Origin of the sequence: Ensifer sp. NM-2 (assembly GCF_003024455.1) — a bacterium.
In the GTDB taxonomy this organism is placed as follows: domain Bacteria; phylum Pseudomonadota; class Alphaproteobacteria; order Rhizobiales; family Rhizobiaceae; genus Ensifer; species Ensifer canadensis.
Genome location: NZ_PVZR01000001.1, coordinates 832,007 through 850,867 on the forward strand (window position 1 = coordinate 832,007; position 18,861 = coordinate 850,867).

General features: G+C 61.5%; 15 protein-coding genes and 1 riboswitch. Of the genes, 9 read left to right on the forward strand and 6 right to left on the reverse strand.

All coding sequences use genetic code 11. The features are described from left to right. Positions 1-19: 19 nt before the first annotated feature. The 3 genes from C6558_RS04050 (at position 20) to ubiA (ending at position 2,844) form a co-directional block, all read left to right on the forward strand. A complete protein-coding gene (locus tag C6558_RS04050; protein WP_025426127.1) occupies positions 20-835 on the forward strand; it encodes a helix-turn-helix domain-containing protein in 816 nt (271 codons plus the stop codon). Between the two features lie 166 nt (positions 836-1,001). Next, positions 1,002-1,808 (forward strand): MipA/OmpV family protein, encoded by an 807-nt coding sequence (locus C6558_RS04055; RefSeq protein WP_025426128.1) that lies wholly within the window; start codon positions 1,002-1,004, stop codon positions 1,806-1,808. Between the two features lie 76 nt (positions 1,809-1,884). Continuing rightward, a complete protein-coding gene (gene ubiA, locus C6558_RS04060; protein ID WP_025426129.1) occupies positions 1,885-2,844 on the forward strand; it encodes a 4-hydroxybenzoate octaprenyltransferase in 960 nt (319 codons plus the stop codon). A 433-nt stretch (positions 2,845-3,277) separates the two neighbouring features. On the opposite strand, the gene C6558_RS04065 is transcribed toward ubiA, so the two are convergent. After that, positions 3,278-3,844 (reverse strand): DUF6101 family protein, encoded by a 567-nt coding sequence (locus C6558_RS04065; RefSeq protein WP_025426130.1) that lies wholly within the window; start codon positions 3,842-3,844, stop codon positions 3,278-3,280. Positions 3,845-4,171: 327 nt separating this feature from the next. Between C6558_RS04065 and C6558_RS04070 the strand changes: the two genes are divergently transcribed. Then, positions 4,172-6,622 carry a DUF1217 domain-containing protein gene (locus C6558_RS04070; RefSeq protein ID WP_084814465.1) on the forward strand — a complete coding sequence of 817 codons (2,451 nt, stop codon included), beginning with the start codon at positions 4,172-4,174 and terminating at the stop codon, positions 6,620-6,622. A 9-nt stretch (positions 6,623-6,631) separates the two neighbouring features. Here the strand turns inward: C6558_RS04070 and C6558_RS04075 are convergent, their stop codons facing one another. The 3 genes from C6558_RS04075 to C6558_RS04085 form a co-directional block, all read right to left on the reverse strand. Continuing rightward, on the reverse strand, positions 6,632-8,065 hold the full coding sequence (locus tag C6558_RS04075) for an FAD-binding oxidoreductase (protein WP_025426132.1): 1,434 nt from the start codon (positions 8,063-8,065) through the stop codon (positions 6,632-6,634). A 152-nt stretch (positions 8,066-8,217) separates the two neighbouring features. Continuing rightward, a complete protein-coding gene (locus C6558_RS04080) occupies positions 8,218-9,192 on the reverse strand; it encodes an L-threonylcarbamoyladenylate synthase (RefSeq protein ID WP_025426133.1) in 975 nt (324 codons plus the stop codon). 86 nt (positions 9,193-9,278) lie between these two features. Next, positions 9,279-9,878, reverse strand: a complete 600-nt coding sequence (locus tag C6558_RS04085) for a DUF6656 family protein (protein ID WP_025426134.1) — start codon at positions 9,876-9,878, stop codon at positions 9,279-9,281. Between the two features lie 316 nt (positions 9,879-10,194). Then, positions 10,195-10,397, forward strand: a riboswitch (cobalamin riboswitch). Positions 10,398-10,502: 105 nt separating this feature from the next. Here C6558_RS04085 and C6558_RS04090 point away from each other — a divergent pair. Both C6558_RS04090 and C6558_RS04095 read left to right on the forward strand, forming a co-directional pair. After that, positions 10,503-11,747, forward strand: a complete 1,245-nt coding sequence (locus C6558_RS04090) for an aromatic ring-hydroxylating dioxygenase subunit alpha (RefSeq protein WP_025426135.1) — start codon at positions 10,503-10,505, stop codon at positions 11,745-11,747. 1 nt (position 11,748) lies between these two features. Beyond that, on the forward strand, positions 11,749-12,843 hold the full coding sequence (locus C6558_RS04095) for a hybrid-cluster NAD(P)-dependent oxidoreductase (protein WP_107026869.1): 1,095 nt from the start codon (positions 11,749-11,751) through the stop codon (positions 12,841-12,843). A 47-nt stretch (positions 12,844-12,890) separates the two neighbouring features. Here the strand turns inward: C6558_RS04095 and C6558_RS04100 are convergent, their stop codons facing one another. Continuing rightward, positions 12,891-13,958 (reverse strand): glycoside hydrolase family 25 protein, encoded by a 1,068-nt coding sequence (locus C6558_RS04100; RefSeq protein WP_057211590.1) that lies wholly within the window; start codon positions 13,956-13,958, stop codon positions 12,891-12,893. Positions 13,959-14,368: 410 nt separating this feature from the next. Here C6558_RS04100 and C6558_RS04105 point away from each other — a divergent pair, with 410 nt between their 5' ends. Next, the gene (locus C6558_RS04105; protein ID WP_025426138.1) at positions 14,369-14,800 is read left to right on the forward strand and encodes a BA14K family protein; all 432 of its coding nucleotides are present in this window, start codon (positions 14,369-14,371) and stop codon (positions 14,798-14,800) included. Between the two features lie 63 nt (positions 14,801-14,863). Here the strand turns inward: C6558_RS04105 and C6558_RS04110 are convergent, their stop codons facing one another. Beyond that, on the reverse strand, positions 14,864-15,853 hold the full coding sequence (locus C6558_RS04110) for a transporter (protein WP_025426139.1): 990 nt from the start codon (positions 15,851-15,853) through the stop codon (positions 14,864-14,866). 197 nt (positions 15,854-16,050) lie between these two features. On the opposite strand from C6558_RS04110, the gene C6558_RS04115 reads away from it, so the two are divergent. Together C6558_RS04115 and C6558_RS04120 are read left to right on the forward strand one after the other, a co-directional pair. Then, the gene (locus C6558_RS04115) at positions 16,051-17,832 is read left to right on the forward strand and encodes an acyl-CoA dehydrogenase (RefSeq protein ID WP_025426140.1); all 1,782 of its coding nucleotides are present in this window, start codon (positions 16,051-16,053) and stop codon (positions 17,830-17,832) included. Positions 17,833-17,843: 11 nt separating this feature from the next. Next, a complete protein-coding gene (locus C6558_RS04120) occupies positions 17,844-18,596 on the forward strand; it encodes a crotonase/enoyl-CoA hydratase family protein (protein ID WP_025426141.1) in 753 nt (250 codons plus the stop codon). Positions 18,597-18,861 lie beyond the last annotated feature (265 nt).

Genomic DNA, 18,861 nt, shown 5'->3' on the forward strand with positions numbered 1-18,861 from the left:
TTCTTTCGCGAGTGGGCCAATGCCGATCCATCGAATAAATTTGCCCGAACTGCCCGACGCCGACCATTTCAGGAACCTGGACTGGATCGAGACCGGAAACTCCGCCGTGCTCGCTCTCGGCCGCGATTATGGCGCGGGCCTGACCGTTCCACTCCACAGCCATACCCGCACGCAATTGTGGTGGGCGCGGCAAGGCGTTGTCCTTGTGCGTACCGCCCACGGACGTTGGCTCGTCCCGCCGGGGCACGCCTTACTGATCCCCGCGGGGGTCGAGCATTCGACCGAGATGATCAGCGATGTGCGCATGCACTCGATCTATTTCACCCCATCGCTGCTGCGCGCCGAACGGCCGATGGTAATGGAAATCACCCCGCTTGCGGGCAGCCTGGTCGATGCGCTTGTCAGCGTCGAGAGCGAGACCATGTCGGAACGGCGGGAACAGCTGATCATGGATCTCCTGCTCGAAGAGATCGCTCTTCTGCATGAGCGGCCGCTCGGCCTGCCTTTCCCGCGTGAGCAGAAACTGGCGCTTCTCTGCCGGCAGTTCCTGGAGGCACCGTCGGCGACCGCCAATATCGACCAGTGGGCCGATCGCCTGGGTCTCAGCCGACGGACATTCACGCGGATGTTCCGCAACGAGACAGGGGTCAGTTTCGTCACCTGGCGCCAACAGGCCTGCATCTTCGCATCGTTGCCGCGCCTTGCGGACGGTGAATCCGTCACCAATGTCGCGCTTGATGCCGGCTACGAGAACGTTGCGGCCTTCACCACGATGTTTCGCCGCATGCTTGGAAGCGCCCCCAGTCACTACCTGAAAATGTACCAGGGCCGGTAGGCATCGTCGCCGGCATGGCAAACGGGAGTTGAATTGACCTGGTTAACGGAATCGTAGGAACAAGGGGCAATAAGTCGCCCCCGTGTCCTTTCAGATGGCGCCAATGGCCGGCGCGCAGGGCACGTTCAAACTTCGCCCCGGCGAATGATTCTTCCGGAGTTGTTCCTTGCGTATCCGTTCTTTTCTTCTCCTTTCTGGAACCCTTTTGTTGTCCGCAGGCACCGCCTCGGCTGCTGACGGCCAGTATTTCTGGTCGGGCGACTGGTACTTGAAGGTCGGCGCCACCGGCTTTCTCGGCCCGAAATACGAAGGCGCCTCCAAGCGCATGTTCCAGGCCGCGCCGCTGATATCGCTCGGCAAGGCCGGCAGCACCGTTCGCTTCTCGTCGCGCAACGACAACATGTCCTATGCGCTGCTGGACCAGGGCGGGTTCCGCGCCGGCGTCGCCGGCAAGCTGATCTTCGAGCGCGACGAGAATACCTCCAGCGACCTTAGGGGGCTCGCCCCCGTCAAGTTCGGTGGAGAACTCGGCGGCTTCGCCGAGGTCTATCCGACCGATTGGCTGCGCGTGCGCGCGGAAGTCCGACAGGGCATTCGCAGCCACCACGGTATCGTCGCCGATGTCACCGCCGATGCCTTTACCGACATCAGCAGCAATGTGCGCATTTCTGCCGGTCCGCGTATGACGGCCGCCACCAGCGACTATTTCAGCGCCTATTACGGCGTGAACGATGCCGAATCGGCAGCATCAGGCCTCAGCACCTATAATCCGCATGGCGGCATTGATTCCGTCGGTGTTGGTGCGGCGATCAATTGGCAGGCAACGGAAAAGCTTGAGACCGGTGCCTATGCCGAATATCGCCGCCTGATGGGCCCGGCGGCCGACTCGAGCCTCGTGCGCGAGCGCGGCAGCCGCAACCAGTTCCTCGTTGGCCTGTCGGCCACCTATCGCTTCGACTTCACGCTTCCCTGAACGGTGGCGCCAAGCGGCGGGACGGTGCGGCATCGAACCGCTTGACCGCCCCGGCGCGTAGCGTCAAACAGGAGGCATGAACACGTCCTCCGCCGATTCCGGGCGCGTCCACGACGCGCCGTCGAACAACTGGGTCTACCGCGTGCTGCCGCGTGCGCTGTGGCCCTATGCGCAACTTGCTCGCTGGGACCGCCCGATCGGCTGGCAATTGCTGATGTGGCCCTGTCTGTGGTCGGTCGCTCTGGCCTCGGGCACGGCGGCGGCAGCGGGGCAATTTTCGCTCGGCCGGTTCGTTTTTCATAGCTTCCTCTTCATCGCCGGCGCCATCGCCATGCGCGGCGCGGGCTGCACCTTCAACGACATCGTCGATCATGACATCGACATGGAAGTGGCGCGAACGCGCTCGCGCCCCTTGCCATCGGGCCGGGTCTCCCGCTTTCAGGCAAAGGCCTTCATGGTGCTGCAGGCACTTGTCGGGCTGGTGGTGCTGCTACAATTCAATGCCGTCACCATTTGGCTCGGTATCCTGTCGCTGGGGCTTGTCGCAATCTATCCCTTCGCCAAGCGGTTTACCGACTGGCCGCAGTTCTTCCTCGGCCTTGCGTTTTCCTGGGGGGCGATCATGGGCTGGTCGGCCGAGTTCGGGACGCTTTCGTTTGCGCCCGTGCTGCTCTACGGCGCGGCGATCGCCTGGACGATCGGCTACGACACGATCTACGCCTACCAGGATAGGGAAGATGACGAACTTATCGGGGTGCGGTCGACGGCTCGCCGCTTCGGCGACAATCCACGCCCTTGGTTGATCGGGCTCTATGGACTTGCCATCGCGCTGATGCTTCTGGCGTTTCTCGCCGCAGGGGCCGGGCTGTTTGCCTATCTCGGTTTGCTGATCGCGGCCGTGTTGCTGATCTATCAGATCCTGGTGCTGAACATCCACGACCCTTCGCAATGCCTCGCATTGTTCAAGTTCAATGGTGTCGTGGGATTGATCATTTTCGCCGGGCTGGTCGCGGCCCTTTTCGTTCGGCTGATATGAAAAACCCTCCGTTTTGGCGGAGGATCCTGCAGTCTATCCGAAATGTTTGATACACGTCCGCCGGCACTTTCCCGAGAGATCTGCGAGAGCCTGATCGCTCAGCCCCAGCTGATTGCGCTGGCAGCCTTGCGCTTCTTCGCCTCGGTGCGCGCACGGAAAATCGCAACGATTGCGTCAATGGTGGCGGCAAGAGACTTGCGCATCGGGTATCTCCTTCTTTCGTGACCTTGGCTATGGGTCGGATATGGCACGAAGAAGGCGAGGCGGCTGTTTCCGAAGGAACACCCGCGATTTGGCTGTGAACGTTTTGGCGTTACAGCGCCGCGCGTCAAGTATGACGCGCTAAGGACGCTGTAGCACTTCAGACTTGCTGCATACAAAAACCGGCCGCAGGGAACGGCCGGCTTTTGCACTGGAGGTATTCGGTTAAGCCCTAGCTGCGGGCGATGATTTCGCGCCCGTCGATCTTCATGTTGACGCCAAGCCGGCCGGTGGAGCGGCGCACGAGGAAGCGCGGCCTGCGGTCGGCAAAGAAGGAGTGGCGGCGCCGCGGCTTGAGCGGTGCGGTGCGAACCTCGCCGAGATGCTCTTCGAGGGCGCGAGCGACGCCATCGGCTTCGACCATCAGCATCGGAATGCGATAGGCTTCGGCCCAGGCGCGCCAATCGGCAGCAATGTCGGAAAGATCATGTGCAACGAGCAGCGGAACACAAAGGTCCGGATCGTCATGATGAAGTTCAAGCGTCACTGTAACGTCTCCGTCGCCGTGGTCGATCGCGCGTGCCGCGACCCCTTTGAATGCCCGCGCCGGCAGTGCGATCGAAAGCGGCAGGCCGCTTGATGGTAGCACCTTGCGCAGAACCGCGCCACGCTCGTCCAGGCTGATCGTGACATTGCCTGTGTGGCCACGCAGGACGTAGCTTGCCTGCTGAGGAAAGCGCTTCGGATCGAGCCGGAGCGTGTTTTCGACCCATGCGGGTTGAGAGAGTGTATTGCGCATTTCAATCGCCCTTGTTTTTCCTTGAGAGCCGATTTCCGGTCTTCTCTTCGGGACTTTTCGTCCTCTATGGGCTGGAGAATAGGCGGCTCCCCTTCCGGCCGACTTAAAAATCGCGGTTAAGAAAACTTTGCGTTTTTCGATGGTTAGCAAAAGCCGAGCAGCCAAGGTTTCCGTTTCGTCAACGCGGTGGCTCGCATTCTTGGCAATGGCCTGGTCGCGGCCGGCGAAAAGCCACACACAAGCCTGTCGTGCAATCATGCCGTGTCAGAATTCTGTTTCGGGGGATTGGTGTGACCCGCCCCTGGGTTAAGCGACGGGGCAGCAGGCATGGTTTCGACCTATCTCAATTACAGCCGGATCACGAGCGACTTGAGGACCAGCCTCGATCGTGTTGCCGACCGGCCGCTGGTCGCGCGCGAAGCGCAGTACTACAAGGAAAATATCGGCAACGTGAAAACGGTCGACGATTTCCTCGACGATTACCGGCTCTATTCCTACGCCATGAAGGCACACGGTCTCGAAGACATGACCTATGCCAAGGCCTTCATGCGCAAGGTGCTTGAAAGCGATCTGAAGGATACGGACAGTTTTGCCAACCGCCTCACGGACGAACGCTATCGCAACTTTGCCGAAGCGTTCAGCTTCAGCACATCGTCAGCCGCGGCACAGACGACGGCGCAACAGGATGCACTGATCGGTCTCTATAATGAACGGGTCGCCAATCTCGACACTGTTCTCAAAGGAGACAACGCCTATTTCAACGCAGCTATGGATCTCGTCACCAACGTCGATCAGTTCCTCGGAAATGAACGTTTGCGTTCCTATGCCTTCGGCATCTTTGGCATCGATGCGCGCAACTACTCCTATGATCAGGTCAGATACGCGTTGACCGCCGAGCCGGCGGATCTTGCCAATTCCCAGACCACGGCGCAGACCCGGCTTACCGAAGCCACGAAGACGCTGACTGACTTTGACACGCGGGCAACTGCGATGAAGGACATCGCGGCGCTGACGGCACAGCTTGCAGAGGCGCCAGCGGCGGACAAGCCTGGGATCCAGGCGCAGATCGACGCCAAGAACGCCATCGTCGCCGATCTCAACACCAAGCTGCCGCCGGTCGGTAACGAGTCGACCGCATTGATGAATCAACTTTCGACCGAAGTGAACATGCTGAATAGGCAGATCAGCATGCTCGATGCCTACAGGCAATTGAACGGCGCCTTCAACTTCGAAGCCGATGGTAGCGTGGCCGCGGGCAGCAAGGCGATCACCGACGAAAAGAAGAAGATGCTGAATGAGGCCTATATCTTCAGCAGCCCTCGGCTGACGCCATCGGGAGCCATCCTTAACCGGGATTATTTCGAGCAGAAGATCGGTTCGATCACGACCGTTGCGGAGCTTGTGGCCGACCCGCGCATCGCGGACTACGTCAGAACGGCTTTCGGCTTGCCCACCACCACCGTGAGCGCGACGATCGAGAACATTCTCACCAGCGACATCAACGACCCGAACAGCTACGTCAACAAGTTTGGCGGTGAATACAACAAGGCCTACAAGGCCCTGCATGCCGCGTTCAATTTCCAGCCCGACGGGACGCTGCCGGCAGGCGCCAAGGCACAGACCGCCGAACAGACCAATACCACCACCAGCGGCTATATGGTCCACTACAACGACGCGGACGATGCAGAGGACGAGGGCAAGATCAGCCGCTACAAGCTGCTGATCAAGACCATGAGCAACGTCGATAGTCTCGTTGGCAACAGCGAATTGCGGTCCTTCGTACTCAGCGCCTTTGGCCTCGAAAACGAAGACCTGACACCGCGCAAGCTGAAGCAGATTCTGACCAGTGATCTCAACAATCCGACGAGCTACGCCAACTCCTTGCGTGATGAACGCTATATCAAGCTGGTGAAAGCGTTTAATTTCAACGCGGACGGTACGCTTGGCTCACCCAAGCTGGCGCAGAACGAGGCCGACATCGTCAATACTGCCAAGGCCTACATCGTCGAGAAATCGCGCTTCGGCACGGAGGACGAAAAGAAGACCGCCAAGGCGAAGGCGGAAGGGGAAAGCAAGTACTACACGACGCAGATTCAGAAGATCGAGACGCTTGACGATTTCCTCAAGGACAAGCGCCTCGTCGATATCGTGCTGATCGGCGCCGGCATTGACCCGGAGGGTGTCAAAACCGACTACCTCAAGCAGATGTTCACCTCCGACCTCAACGATCGCAAGAGCTTCATCAACACCGATCCGAACGGCTTGAAGTATCGCGAGATCGTTTCCGCCTTCAATTTCGACAAGGACGGAAAGATAGTTACAGGCGAAGCCGGGCAGATACAGACGCGGCGTGGGCTCACTATGACGTTCGACCTCTACCTCAACCAGACGCTTGAGGAGAGCGAGGGCGAGGACAATGCCGGTGTTCGGCTGGCGCTTTATTTCAAGCGCAAGGCGCCGGAAATCACCACACCCTACGACCTGCTCGCCGACAACGCACTGATGCAGGTTGTTCGGACCGCCTACAGCATGCCCGAGGGCCTCGCGAGCGCCAAGATCGAGATGCAGGCCGCTTACATCGAGCGCCTCATGGATATCAAGGACCTTCAGGATCCCGAGGAACTCGAAAAGCTGCTGAAGCGTTTTACCGCGCTTTATGACGTCGAGAACAACACCGACGTCAATCCGGGGCTTGCCATCCTGACGGGCGGCAGCGGCGGCGGCATCAGTGCCGACGCATTGTTCTCGCTTGCACAGCTGAGAGCCGGCGGCCGGTAAAAAGCGTCGTCAGTCTGCCCGCAACACCTTGTCAGGGTTCATGATGCCCGCCGGGTCGAACGCGTGCTTGATGCGGCGCATCAACTCGATTTCGATCTCGGGGCGGACCTCGGCGAGCTCGTCGCGCTTCAACTGCCCGATGCCGTGTTCGGCCGAGATCGAGCCGTTGTACTTCAGCACGATGCCATGAACGATGGCGTTCATTTCCCGCCAACGGTCGAGGAATGCCTGTTTGTCGGCGCCGAGGGGCTGCGAGATGTTGTAGTGAATGTTGCCATCGCCCATATGGCCGAATGAGCAGATGCGTGCGCCCGGCATCGCCTGCATGACGGCCGTATCGGCCTCCTTCATGAAGGCGGGGATGCTCGATACGGGGACGGAAACGTCGTGCTTGATCGAGCCGCCTTCCGGCTTCTGCGCTGGCGACATGCTTTCGCGCATGTGCCACAGCGCCTTGCGCTGTTCTTCGCTGGTCGCAATCACTGCGTTCTCGACCAGGTCGGCGACGATGCCCTGCTCCAGCAGTTCGTGCACCATGCGTTCGGCACTCTCGGCGGAATCGGAGGTGGAAATGTCGATGAGTACATACCACGGGTGAACGGTTTCCATCGGGTCGCGCACGCCTGGAATATGCTTTGTCGTGAACTCGACGCCGAGGCGCGGCATCAGTTCGAAGCCGGTGAGCGCAGTGCCGCAGAGGCTCGAGGCCTTGTCGAAGAGGGCCAGCGCATGTTCGACGCTGCCGACGCCGGCAAAGGCCACCTGATGGCCAAGGGGCTTCGGAAACATCCTGAGCACCGCGCCGGTGATCACGCCGAGCGTACCTTCGGCGCCGATGAACAGGTCGCGCAGGTCGTAGCCGGTATTGTCTTTCTTCAGCCGGCGCAGCCCGTCCCAGATCTCGCCGGTCGGCAGAACCACTTCGAGGCCGAGGCAAAGCTGGCGCATGTTGCCATAGGCTAACACTGCGGTGCCGCCGGCATTGGTCGAGAGGTTGCCGCCGATGCGGGCCGAGCCTTCCGACCCGAGCGACAGCGGAAACAGTCGATCGTTATCATCGGCCGCCTTCTGGATATCGGCAAGGATGCAGCCGGCGTCGGCAACGATGACATTGCCGACGGGGTCGATGTCGCGAATCCGGTTCAGCCTCTGCAGCGACAGGACGATATCGGCCTTGCCCTCGCGCGGGATCTGACCCGCCACATGGCCGGTGTTACCGCCTTGCGGAACGATTGCCGTTCGGGTCGCGCTTGCAAGCTTCATGATGCGCGACACCTCCTCGACCGAACCGGGGCGAAGCACCATCGGGGTGGTGCCCTTGTAGAGCCCGCGGGATTCGATGAGGTAGGGCGCGAGGTCCGCCGGGTTCGTCAAGGCATTGGCGCTGCCGACGATGTCGATGAAGGAGGCGATCAGTTCGGGAGAGGGGAGCGTCGTCGTCATGGCCCTGCCTTCGCAAATGCGCCCGACGGCGCTACTGCATAATTCCTTAAATCGGAATCGAATTAAGGACAAAATTATGCAGCGGGTTTAGAGCGTTACAGCGTCCTTTGCGCGTCATATTTGACGCACGGCGCTGTAAAAGTGCCTGTCGGTCAGTCTCTGGGGGCGGCAGCACGCTGCAGCCGGTCGAGGATCGCCTCTCCCAACCCTTCCGAAGGGATGGGGCCGAAGGCGATGGTTGCGGAGCCGCTGGCATCCGCCCTCTTCATATAGTCGAAAAGATTGGCAGCTGCCTCGCGCAGGCTGCCTGCCGGGCTGAGGTCGAGTACGATCGCGGCGTGCTCTTCGCCGGGGAGCGACGCATTGCCGAACCGGATCAGCGCTTCTCCCGGACGCACGTCGGCGGCGTCGAGCCGGACAGCTGCGCCCGGCGCGTAGTGCGAGGCGAGCATGCCCGGGGCCTCGATAGTCGCTCCGGCGCTCTGCGGCCTCGAGACGGTAAGGCCGGTCAGCCTTTCGATTTCGAAGACGTCGAGACCGCCCGGACGCAGCAGGCGCAGCGCGCCGTCCTCGACCTTGATGATCGTCGATTCAAGCCCGATCTCCGCAGAGCCGGCGTCGAGAATGAGCTTGAGGCGCGGCCCGAGATCGGCTTCCACATGGGCAGCGCTTGTGGGACTGATCTTGCCCGACGTATTGGCGCTCGGTGCGGCGAGCGGGCGGCCGAAGCGGGCAATCACCCGACGTGAAAAGCCATCAGGCATGCGGATGCCGAGCGTGTCGAGGCCGGCCGAGGCAAGCGCGTGCACGGTGCTTGTTGTGCGCTGGGGCAGGATCAACGTCAGCGGGCCGGGCCAGAACGCTTCGGCCAGGCGCCGCGACAACGAATCGAATGTCACATGGGCTTCAGCCATCGCCATGTCTGACACATGCGATATCAGTGGGTTGAAGCGTGGACGCCCCTTCATCTCATAAATACGGCTGATCGCATCGGGATTGGTGGCGTCCGCTGCCAGGCCGTAGACCGTCTCGGTCGGAATCGCGACGGGCTCGCCTTCGGCAAGCACCGCACAGGCACGCTCGATCGCCCGTTCCGGCTCGGTCCGTGTATCGATGATTTCGGCCATGTCGCTTCCGTTTCCCTTTCCGAGGCTTCCTTAAAGGAGCCACGGTGAAAACAGAACGATTTTCTTCAGGCAACCGGGTCTGCGCTTCAGAGGCTGCGAATGATGCGCTTCAATGCCTCGTCGCGCGCGCCGAGCATCAGCACGTTCTTGAGCGCGACTTTCGGGTCGTCGGTACGAAAGAGCAGCCCGTTGTCGCGAACGCTGCGATTGATGGTCATCTGCCCCTCTGGCGCATCGGGCTCGATGGCAACGGCGAAGTACATTCGGGAATAGCCGGTCTGGATGCGTTCGAAGAAGTGTTTCTCGTCGCCGAGGTCACAGAAGAAGTTGGCGAAATAGAACGACCAGGTGACGTCCTTGGACGGGGCGAGATGTGTTCTCGCCGCCGTGACATGGCAATAGCCGAGATGCGGCCGACCGGTGAGCGTGCGGTGGAAGATCATCTTGGGAAACTGGATCGAGGTATGGAAGCCGTTCATCCGCTTGTGCGTCGTTTCGCCGGCGGTCGTCAGCTTGTGGGCGGTGCGCTCGGCAACCTCGTCATAGCTCAGATAACGCCGCTCGCGCTGCGACCATTGACGCCTTTCTATGCGGCCGGTGCGCAGGAACTCGGTGTGGACCGCTGTCTTCGGAGCGATCGTTGGCAGCTTCTCGGCTGCGGCGTCGTAGTATTTGAGCTTTGCCATGAACTTCAATGCGCTGTTTGCCGGTTCGGCCGGTTTCTCCGTCAGGCGACGCTAATGCATTATGGTTAATGGAAGATTTCACTCGCGTCGGTGGGCCTTGCCCCGCGTCACGGGAAGACATGTCGCAAAATGGCGAAGGATCCGCGCTTTCTCGCAAGCCTTGCCGGAAAAAGCGACAATTGCTCAATCCTTGAGCTATCCTATTGTTTACAATGAAAAATGATCAATCACAGGGCGTTTGGTGCGCTTGATGTGCTGTGTCGTCTTTCTGGAATCGGATGTCGTTAATCGGCAGCTACGACGATGGCTTCCGCGATTAGATATGCCTACTCAAGGTGCTGTCTTTTAGGGAAGGCGGAGAATTGGGAAGCCGGTCAAAACCCGGCGCTGCCCCCGCAACGGTGGTGGAGCGAAAGCCACGGCACAAAGCCACTGGACGGTTCCGTCCGGGAAGGCGCCGGGCTGGTCCTTGCGGACGGCTCCTGAGCCCGGAAACCAGCCTTGACGCGAACAGACCGTAACGGGTTGCGGCGGGCAGCCGGATCGGAGCCGTCATCGCACAGGCAATGCGCCCGTGCGGGTTCCAGTCCTGCCTCTCCGAAACAAGGCGAACGAGGACAGGACATGGACATCAAGGGCGATATGCTCCGCAAGCTGAAGGGTCGACGCGACGGCTACAGCCTCGACCGGGCCTTCTACATCGACCCCGACTACTACAGGCAGGATCTCGAAAGCATCTGGTACAAGGACTGGTTGTTCATCGGCCACGACTGCGAGATCCCGCGTGCCGGTAACTATTTCACCGTCCAGGTCGGCGATTATCCTGTCATTATCGTTCGCGACCGACAGGGCACGATCCGCGCCCTGCACAATTCCTGCCGTCATCGCGGTTCTCGCGTCTGCGCGCAGCACAAGGGCTCTTCGGCCAAGCTCGTCTGTCCCTATCACCAATGGACCTATGAGCTCGACGGCGCGCTGCTCTTTGCCCGCCAGATGGGCGAGGATTTCGACAAGGCGGCCCACGGCCTGAAGCCGATCCACTGCGAGACCGTCGGCGGTTACATCTTCATCAACCTGTCCGAGCAGCCGATGGATTTCGGCCCGTTCCGCGACATGGTCGCGCCCTATCTTGCGCCGCACCGCCTGGGTGAAACCAAGGTCGCCTTCGAAAGCACGATCATCGAAAAGGGCAACTGGAAACTCGTCTGGGAAAACAACCGGGAGTGCTACCATTGTGCCGCCAACCACCCCGAACTTTGCCGCACCTATCCCGAAGCGCCGACGGCGACCGGTGTGCAGGGCGCCAAGGATGATCCCGTCATTGCCGCGCATTGGGCGAAATGCGAAGCAGCCGGACTGCCGAGCGAGTTCCGGATGTCCGAGACCGGCCAGTTCCGCTCGGCGCGCATGCCGTTGATCGACGACGCCGAGAGCTACACCATGTCCGGCGCCCGCGCCGTGCGGCGGCAACTGTCGGCAGACGTTAGCCAGAAGCATATCGGCACGCTCCTGCTCTTCCATTATCCCTCGACCTGGAACCATGTGCTGGCCGACCACGCCATCACCTTCCGCGTCCTGCCGCTCGGCCCGGAGCTGACGCAGGTGACGACCAAGTGGCTGGTCAACAAGGACGCGGTTGAAGGCGTCGACTACAATCTCGAGCAACTGACGCATGTCTGGACCGAGACCAACGATCAGGACCGCCAGATCGTCGAGGAGAACGCCTTTGGTATTCGCTCGCCGGCCTACCAGTCAGGCCCCTATTCGCCCGAACACGAAGGCGGCGTGATGCAGTTCGTCGAGTGGTATTGCAAGTTCATGGAACAGCGCCTGCAGGGCGAGGCTGCTCCGCTTTCCCGGGTCGCCTGACATGCAGATGGCATCCTCGTTCCATCATTTCGACGAGCTTCATGTCTGGATCGACAGGCAGAACATGCTCGAATGCACATCGGCCGTGATCGAGACCGCCGATGTGATGACCTTTACCTTCCGGGCGGAAAAGCCGGCCTGGTTCCGCTATCTGCCTGGGCAGTTCGTCACGCTCGAGCTGCCGGTCGCCGACGAGCCGGTCATGCGCACCTACACGCTGTCGTCGACGCCCTCCCGGCCGTTGTCGATCGCCGTCACCGTCAAGGCGCAAGCCGATAGCATCGGCACGCGCTGGATGTTCGATCACCTGAAGCCCGGCATGCGGCTGAAGGCGTTCGGTCCGCTCGGCGATTTCAGCTTCGTGCGCCATCCCGGCGAAAAATATCTCTTCATATCGGCAGGCTCCGGCGTCACGCCGATGATGTCGATGACGCGCTGGATGGCGGACTACGTTCCCGAGACCGACGTCACCTTCATTTCCTGCGCCCGCCGGCCAGACGACCTTCTGTTCCGCTCGGAACTGGAAGTGCTGGCGCGCCAGATGTCCGGGCTAAACCTCGGCTTCGTGGTCGAGGGGCATGAGTCAAGGCACGGATGGCACGGGCTGCGCGGCCGCATCGACGGCGCCAAGCTGCCGCTGCTTGCACCCGACTTCATGGAGCGCACAGTGTTTTGCTGCGGTCCGGAGCCGTTCATGCGCGGCGTGCGCGAGTTGCTGAAGGCGGCCGGTTTCGACATGAGCCGCTATCACGAGGAAAGCTTCCAGCCGGCGGCAGCACCGGCAGCCGAGGAGATAGCAGTCAGGGCAGGGGCGGCAGCCGACGCCGAAGCGCAAGGCGCCAAGGTGGTCTTCACCATGAGCGGCAAGGAGATCGAGGCCAAGCCCGGCCAGACGATCCTGCAGGCGGCGCGGGCCAACGGCGTCAGGATCGGTGCGGCCTGTGAAGGCGGCATCTGCGGTACGTGCCGGGTGATGAAAGTCGCCGGCGAGGTCGAGATGAACCACAACGGAGGTATTCTCGACGACGAAATCGATGAGGGCTACATCCTCGCCTGCTGCTCGCGGCCGCTTGGAGATGTACAGATCGAAGCCTGACAATGCTTGATGGTCGCGGGGAGCGTGTTCTTTCCGCGACCGACCCGTCAGCGGCTGGCCGCGGCCGCCAGCCGCACGGCGCGGTCGTGCCGACCGAAATCGATCGACCCGGTCGCCATCATGTCGACGCCTTCGCCGGCGGCGCTGGCAGCTTCGGCGCGGCTGATAAGCAACGGCTGGCTTTCGATTTTCGCCGTCGCCTGGGCAGCGCTGGCGGCGCCGACCCCGTCGTCGGCTCTGGCAATGAGAACGAGCGGCAGTGCCTTTTCCGGCAACAGGGCGCCGCCGGCCCAGATCGGTCGCAAGGTGGCGCTGCTCATAGCCGCGACATTGACGTCGATGTCGTCAAGTGTACCGGGCACACGATAGGGACAGCGGCGTTTGCCGCAATTGATCCCTGACGAGAATTGCCACAGCGCATAGCTGTCCCAGTTGCCGATCGGAAACACATTGCGGATATCCGGCTTGTAGCGGGCATACCACAGGGGTAGTCGCGACAGCAGTCGGTGCTTCGCGCGGTTGGCCGCGATGTATTTGGCCGTGACATGATTGGTGTAGAGCATCGGGTAGCGGCCGGTGCGGGTCTTGATATGTCCGGCAAAGATCGCCGCGTCTTCGAGCGACATGAATTTGTCCGGGTCGATGCCTTCGAGATCGAGCACCATCAACTCGTCGTCGCGCGGGCTCGCATAATCGAGAAAATGGTTGGCCTGATCGACCGGGTTGCCGGGGCGGGCAAGATGATAGGCGCCCCACAGCAGCCCATGGGAGCGGGCGATCATCCGCCGTGTCTGGTAGAGCTCGCGGCTGACGGCGTATTTGCGCCACATCGTCTTGCAGTGGGCGACAGTGTCGCCGCCATGATCGCCGGTGCAGGAGAAGCTTTCCGGCAGGCCGTCGGAGGCCTTGGCGATGAAGCCGGAGATACGCTTGTCGGAAAGCATTGTCTCCCAGTCGATGCTGTTCATTTCATAAGCGTCGACGATGATGGCGTTGGACTTCGACTTCCAGGGCTCCAGTTCGCCGGCGCGTGCGTTCACCGCCGCGAAAGCCAGACCCAGGAGGGTCGCGAGGCGCAGAATCATCCGTAAGGTGGAGATATACCGCTTTGCCATTCAGTGAGATTGCCGACTCTACAGTTAATTGATCGTAAATCCCAGTCCCCGAGCCGACTGTGCTTGAGACGGTGGCGAATGTATAGAGACTTATGGCTGTATATCAGAGGGTGCTTCTATTGCTGTCGCTGTCCCTTGTCGGTCCGATATCTGCAGCTCCATGTGTACTGTCACAGGCGTGAAGCCAGTCTCTTTCGCCGTCCGTCGAGGCGGCAGGCGAGTCAACTTTGTATGCCGGAACATGGAACAAAACCCGTCACTTAGACGTTAGCCGGCGACCGTTTTCGATCGGACCGTAATCAGGATACGTATCGACACGCGGCTGAAATCGCGCAAACTGGCGGTTGTGAAGGTGGCTCGCTGGCGTCGGAAGCGGCGCAAGTGCTCGTATGGAGAGTTATATGAGAACAATGACAGGCAAGTGGTTCGCCGCAGCGATTGCTGCCGCGGTCTTGATGACTTCGGCTGTGCCGTCCCAGGCTTTCATGCCGGCTCCGCTGCGTGTTGAACGGCAGAGTGATGCCACCGAGGTCCAGTATCACCGCCCCGGCTACGAACGGCGCGGCGGATATTATTATTACAATGGCTATCGCGGCTATAACTATCGCCGTCCGGGCTATCGTTATTATAATGGCTGGTGGTACCCGATGGCGGCCTTCGGCGCCGGCGTGATCATCGGCGGAGCCGTTGCCCAGCCGCCGCGCTACACGCGGCCTGCGCCTGCCTATGGCAGCCGCCATGTGCAATGGTGCTACGACCGCTACCGCTCCTACCGGGCCTACGACAACACCTACCAGCCCTACGGCGCGGCGCGCCGGCAGTGCTACTCGCCCAATAGCTAAGAGGGCAAGGAAGAGACAGCAAAAAGGCCGGGCATTGTCCGGCCTTTTCTGATGCCGGCAAGGTCAGAGAATGCCGATCCGCCTGAGGATCCACCACGCAAGGCCCATGGAAAGCGCGATGAACAGCGCGGCATACAGCGTGCCGCTGCCATCGGCGAAGGGAAGGGCGCCGGTGTTCATGCCGAAGAAACCGGTGACCAGCGTCGGCGGCAATAGGAAGGCTGTCATCAGCGACAGAATATAGAGGTGCCGGTTGGTTTCGGAGGAAATCTTGCTGTCGATCTCTTCGTGCAGCAATCGGGCGCGCTCCTGGAGTGCGAAGACGTCGCGATCCACGGCCTCGAGCCGATCGTAGAGGCGCTCGGTGACGTCGATGAAACCGGGCGGCACCTCGTCTTCGTCCGACGCGCCGGCGCGGCGAAGGAGAGCAAGGATCGTGCGCAGGTGCCGGTGAAGGCGAACCACGGTGCGGCGCAATGGCGCCAGGCCCGGCTGCTGCCGGTGACCGGCTTCGCCATAGACGTGATCTTCGATGACATTCAGCTCTTCGGTCAGTTCGAGCACCAGCGAGATCAGCGTGCGCTGGAATTCGACCACCAGCATCTCGAAGAGGTCGATCGGCCGCGCGCATTTGGTGCTCTTTTCGACTGCGGCCTTTACCCGGTCGATGCTGCGCAGCGGGTGCAGCCGCGTCGTGATGATCACCCTGTCGCTGACGGCAAAATGCAGCCAGCCGATCGTCTTCGTCACCGCATCGAAAGTGCGCTCGAAATCGACCAGCGTTCCGTGCACGATATCGTCGGAGACAGTGATGGCCGCCTGGGTGTCGTGGCTGGTCAGCGTCGTTACGGCTGCCGGCGGCAGGTTGCCGATCCGCTCGATGAGCGCCGGCGTTCGCGCGTCCGAAAGCGCCAGATGCAGCCAGACCCAGCCGTCGCCCTTGATGAGACCGTCGATCGAGGCATCGTTGGCGATGCGCTGGCATCGGCTTTCGCCAGGCAGGAAGCGGTAGGCCCAGACCAGGCCGGGTATCTCGGGGGAAATCAGGTTCATTTGAACGCCTTGGCGAGGGCCATCGTTACTGGCTTCTATGCGCCGTTGATGACAGTTTTGTTACGATGCCGTCCGCACCGGCAACCATCACAACGCGGGCTGAATTGACGTTGACGTTTACGTAAAAATCAATAGTGTTCGGCCAAACGAAGATGCGCCGGCAGCTGCGAAAGCGCCCGGTATCTGGGAGGATCATCATGTACAAGGCACCCGTTGACGAGATTGCATTCACGCTGAAGCACGTGGCCGGAATGGCCGGGGCGCTGGAAAGCGGCGCTCTCGGCGACCTCGGCGAGGATCTCGTGGATGCGATCCTGTCGGAGGCAGGACGTTTCGCGACCGAGGAAGTGGCGCCGCTCGGCGACGTCGGCGACAAGCAGGGTTCCCGTCTCGTCGATGGCAAGGTTCAGACGCCTGACGGTTGGCGCGATCTCTATCACAGCTGGATCGGCGGCGGCTGGAACGGGTTGACGGCTCCGGAAGAATTCGGCGGCCAGAACCTGCCGCATATGCTGCATGTCGCGGCCATGGAAATGTGGAACGCCGGTTCGATGGCATTTGCGCTCGGGCCCACGCTTACCATGGGCGCCGTCGACGCGCTGGAGAAGCATGGCTCCGAGGCTCTGAAGGCAACCTACCTGCCGAAGATGGTATCCGGCGAATGGACCGGCACCATGAACCTGACGGAGCCGCATGCCGGCTCCGATCTTGGCGTTCTCAAGACCCGGGCCGAACGTCGCGACGACGGCACCTATCGCATTTTCGGCCAGAAGATCTTCATCACCTGGGGCGAACACGATTTCACCGACAACATCGTCCACCTCGTCCTGGCGCGGCTGCCGGATGCGCCTGCAGGCACCAAGGGCATTTCGCTGTTCCTCGTGCCGAAGTTCCTGGTGAACGCCGACGGTTCGCTCGGCGAGCGCAACGATCTGTTCTGCCATTCGCTCGAGCACAAGCTCGGTATCCACGGTTCGCCGACCTGCACGATGATCTATGGCGACGGCAAGTTCGGCGCAGAGAAAGGCGCGATCGGCTACCTCATCGGCGAAGAAAACCGCGGCCTTGCCTGCATGTTCACGATGATGAACAACGCCCGTCTTGCCGTCGGCATGCAGGGCGTCGCGATTGCCGACGCCGCCACCCAGAAGGCAATCGCCTTTGCCAAGGAACGCACGCAGGGCAAGGCGCCCGGCTGGTCCGGCCAGGGCATGAGCCCGATCATCGAGCACCCGGATGTTGCCCGCATGCTGCTGACGATGAAGGCCCTGACACAAGGGTCGCGCGCCATCGCCTATGCCTGTGCGCATGCGGTGGACATGGGCCATGCGGCAGACGGCGACAAGGCGAAGTTCTGGCAGGAGCGCTCCAGCCTGCTGACGCCGATCGCCAAGTCGTTTGCGACCGATGCCGGCGTCGACGTTGCCTCGCTTGGCATCCAGGTTCATGGCGGCATGGGCTTCATCGAGGAGACCGGTGCCGCTCGTTACCTGCGCGATGCCCGCATCGCCCCGATTTACGAGGGCACCAACGGCATTCAGGCGATCGATCTCGTCACGCGCAAACTGCCGCTTTCGGGCGGCGAACACGTCCGTGGCTTCATTGCCGAATTGCGCGAGATAGGTGGCGCGGTCCGCGCCTCCAACCGTGAGGGATTCGGCGAAACTGCGGCGCGACTAGATGCTGCGCTCGACGATCTCTCCGAGGCGACGGAATGGCTGATTGCTGCTGTTTCGGCCGGTAAACTCTCCGAGGCACTGGCAGGAGCCACGGCCTGTCAGCGCCTGTTCGGTCTCGCCTTGACCGGCGCCTACCTCGCCAAGGGCGGTCTGGCCGAAGCGTCTGACGGTAAGGACGAGCAACGCATCGCGCTCAGTCGGTTCGCCGCGGAAAACATGCTGGCGGAAACCTCCGCCTTGAAGGATCGTGTCGTTACCGGTGCCGACAGCCTTGCTGCCGCGCGCGCCGTCTTGGGTTGAGGGGAAATATCATGACCGACCAGGTGCTTGTCGAACGTCCGGAAGCCTATCCGGGCGTGCAGGTCATCCGCTTCAACCGGCCGGAAAAGAAGAACGCCATCACGCGCGACATGTACGCGAAGATGACCAATGCGCTGACGGTTGCCGGCAGCGATCCGGCCGTTCGCGTGACCGCGTTCCTCGGCACCGAAGGCTGCTTTTCCGCCGGCAACGACATGGCCGACTTTCTGGCGTTTGCCATGGGCGGCAGCATGGGCACCGAGGTCATCGATTTTCTGAAGGCGCTCGCGGGTGCGGCCAAGCCGGTCGTCTCCGGTGTCGACGGGCTTGCCATCGGCATTGGCACGACGATCCACCTGCATTGTGATCTGACCATCACTTCCGCCCGCTCGGTGTTTAAGACGCCCTTCGTCGATCTGGCCCTGGTGCCGGAAGCGGCGTCGAGCCTGATTGCGCCGCGCATCATGGGGCATCAGCGTGCCTTCGCTCTGCTTGCCGCCGGCGAACCCTTGGAAGCGCGCGACGCGCTCGAAGCCGGACTGATCTGGAAGATCGTCGGCCAGGATGCCGTCGAGGAAGAGACGCTTTCGCTCGCCGCCCGCCTTGCCAAGAAGCCGCCGGAGGCGCTGCGCATCGCCCGTGATCTCGTCCGCGGTGACCGCAGTGATGTGCTCACGCGTATCGACGAAGAGGCGAAGCACTTCGCAGCGCAGCTGAAAAGCGCCGAGGCAAGGGCTGCTTTCGAGGCCTTCATGCGTCGCTAGGACGTTTTCCCGGCATCCCTTTCGGTGCCGGACAAGCAAAGTCGGGGCGGTCCTTTAACCGTCCCTGTGTGAAGATCGCGTTGCCGCCGGCATCCCGAACTTGCATATGACAATTTTAATCGCTTCTTAAATAGCGATCGCTAGCGTGCGGCGCGATAGGCCTACCCTCACCAGGGTGGCCCCGGCCGCATGAGGCATGGCTGGCCCCGCCTTTTTGGCATGTTCAACGTTTTCCCGAGGCTTGACCAACCGCCACTCCGGCGGC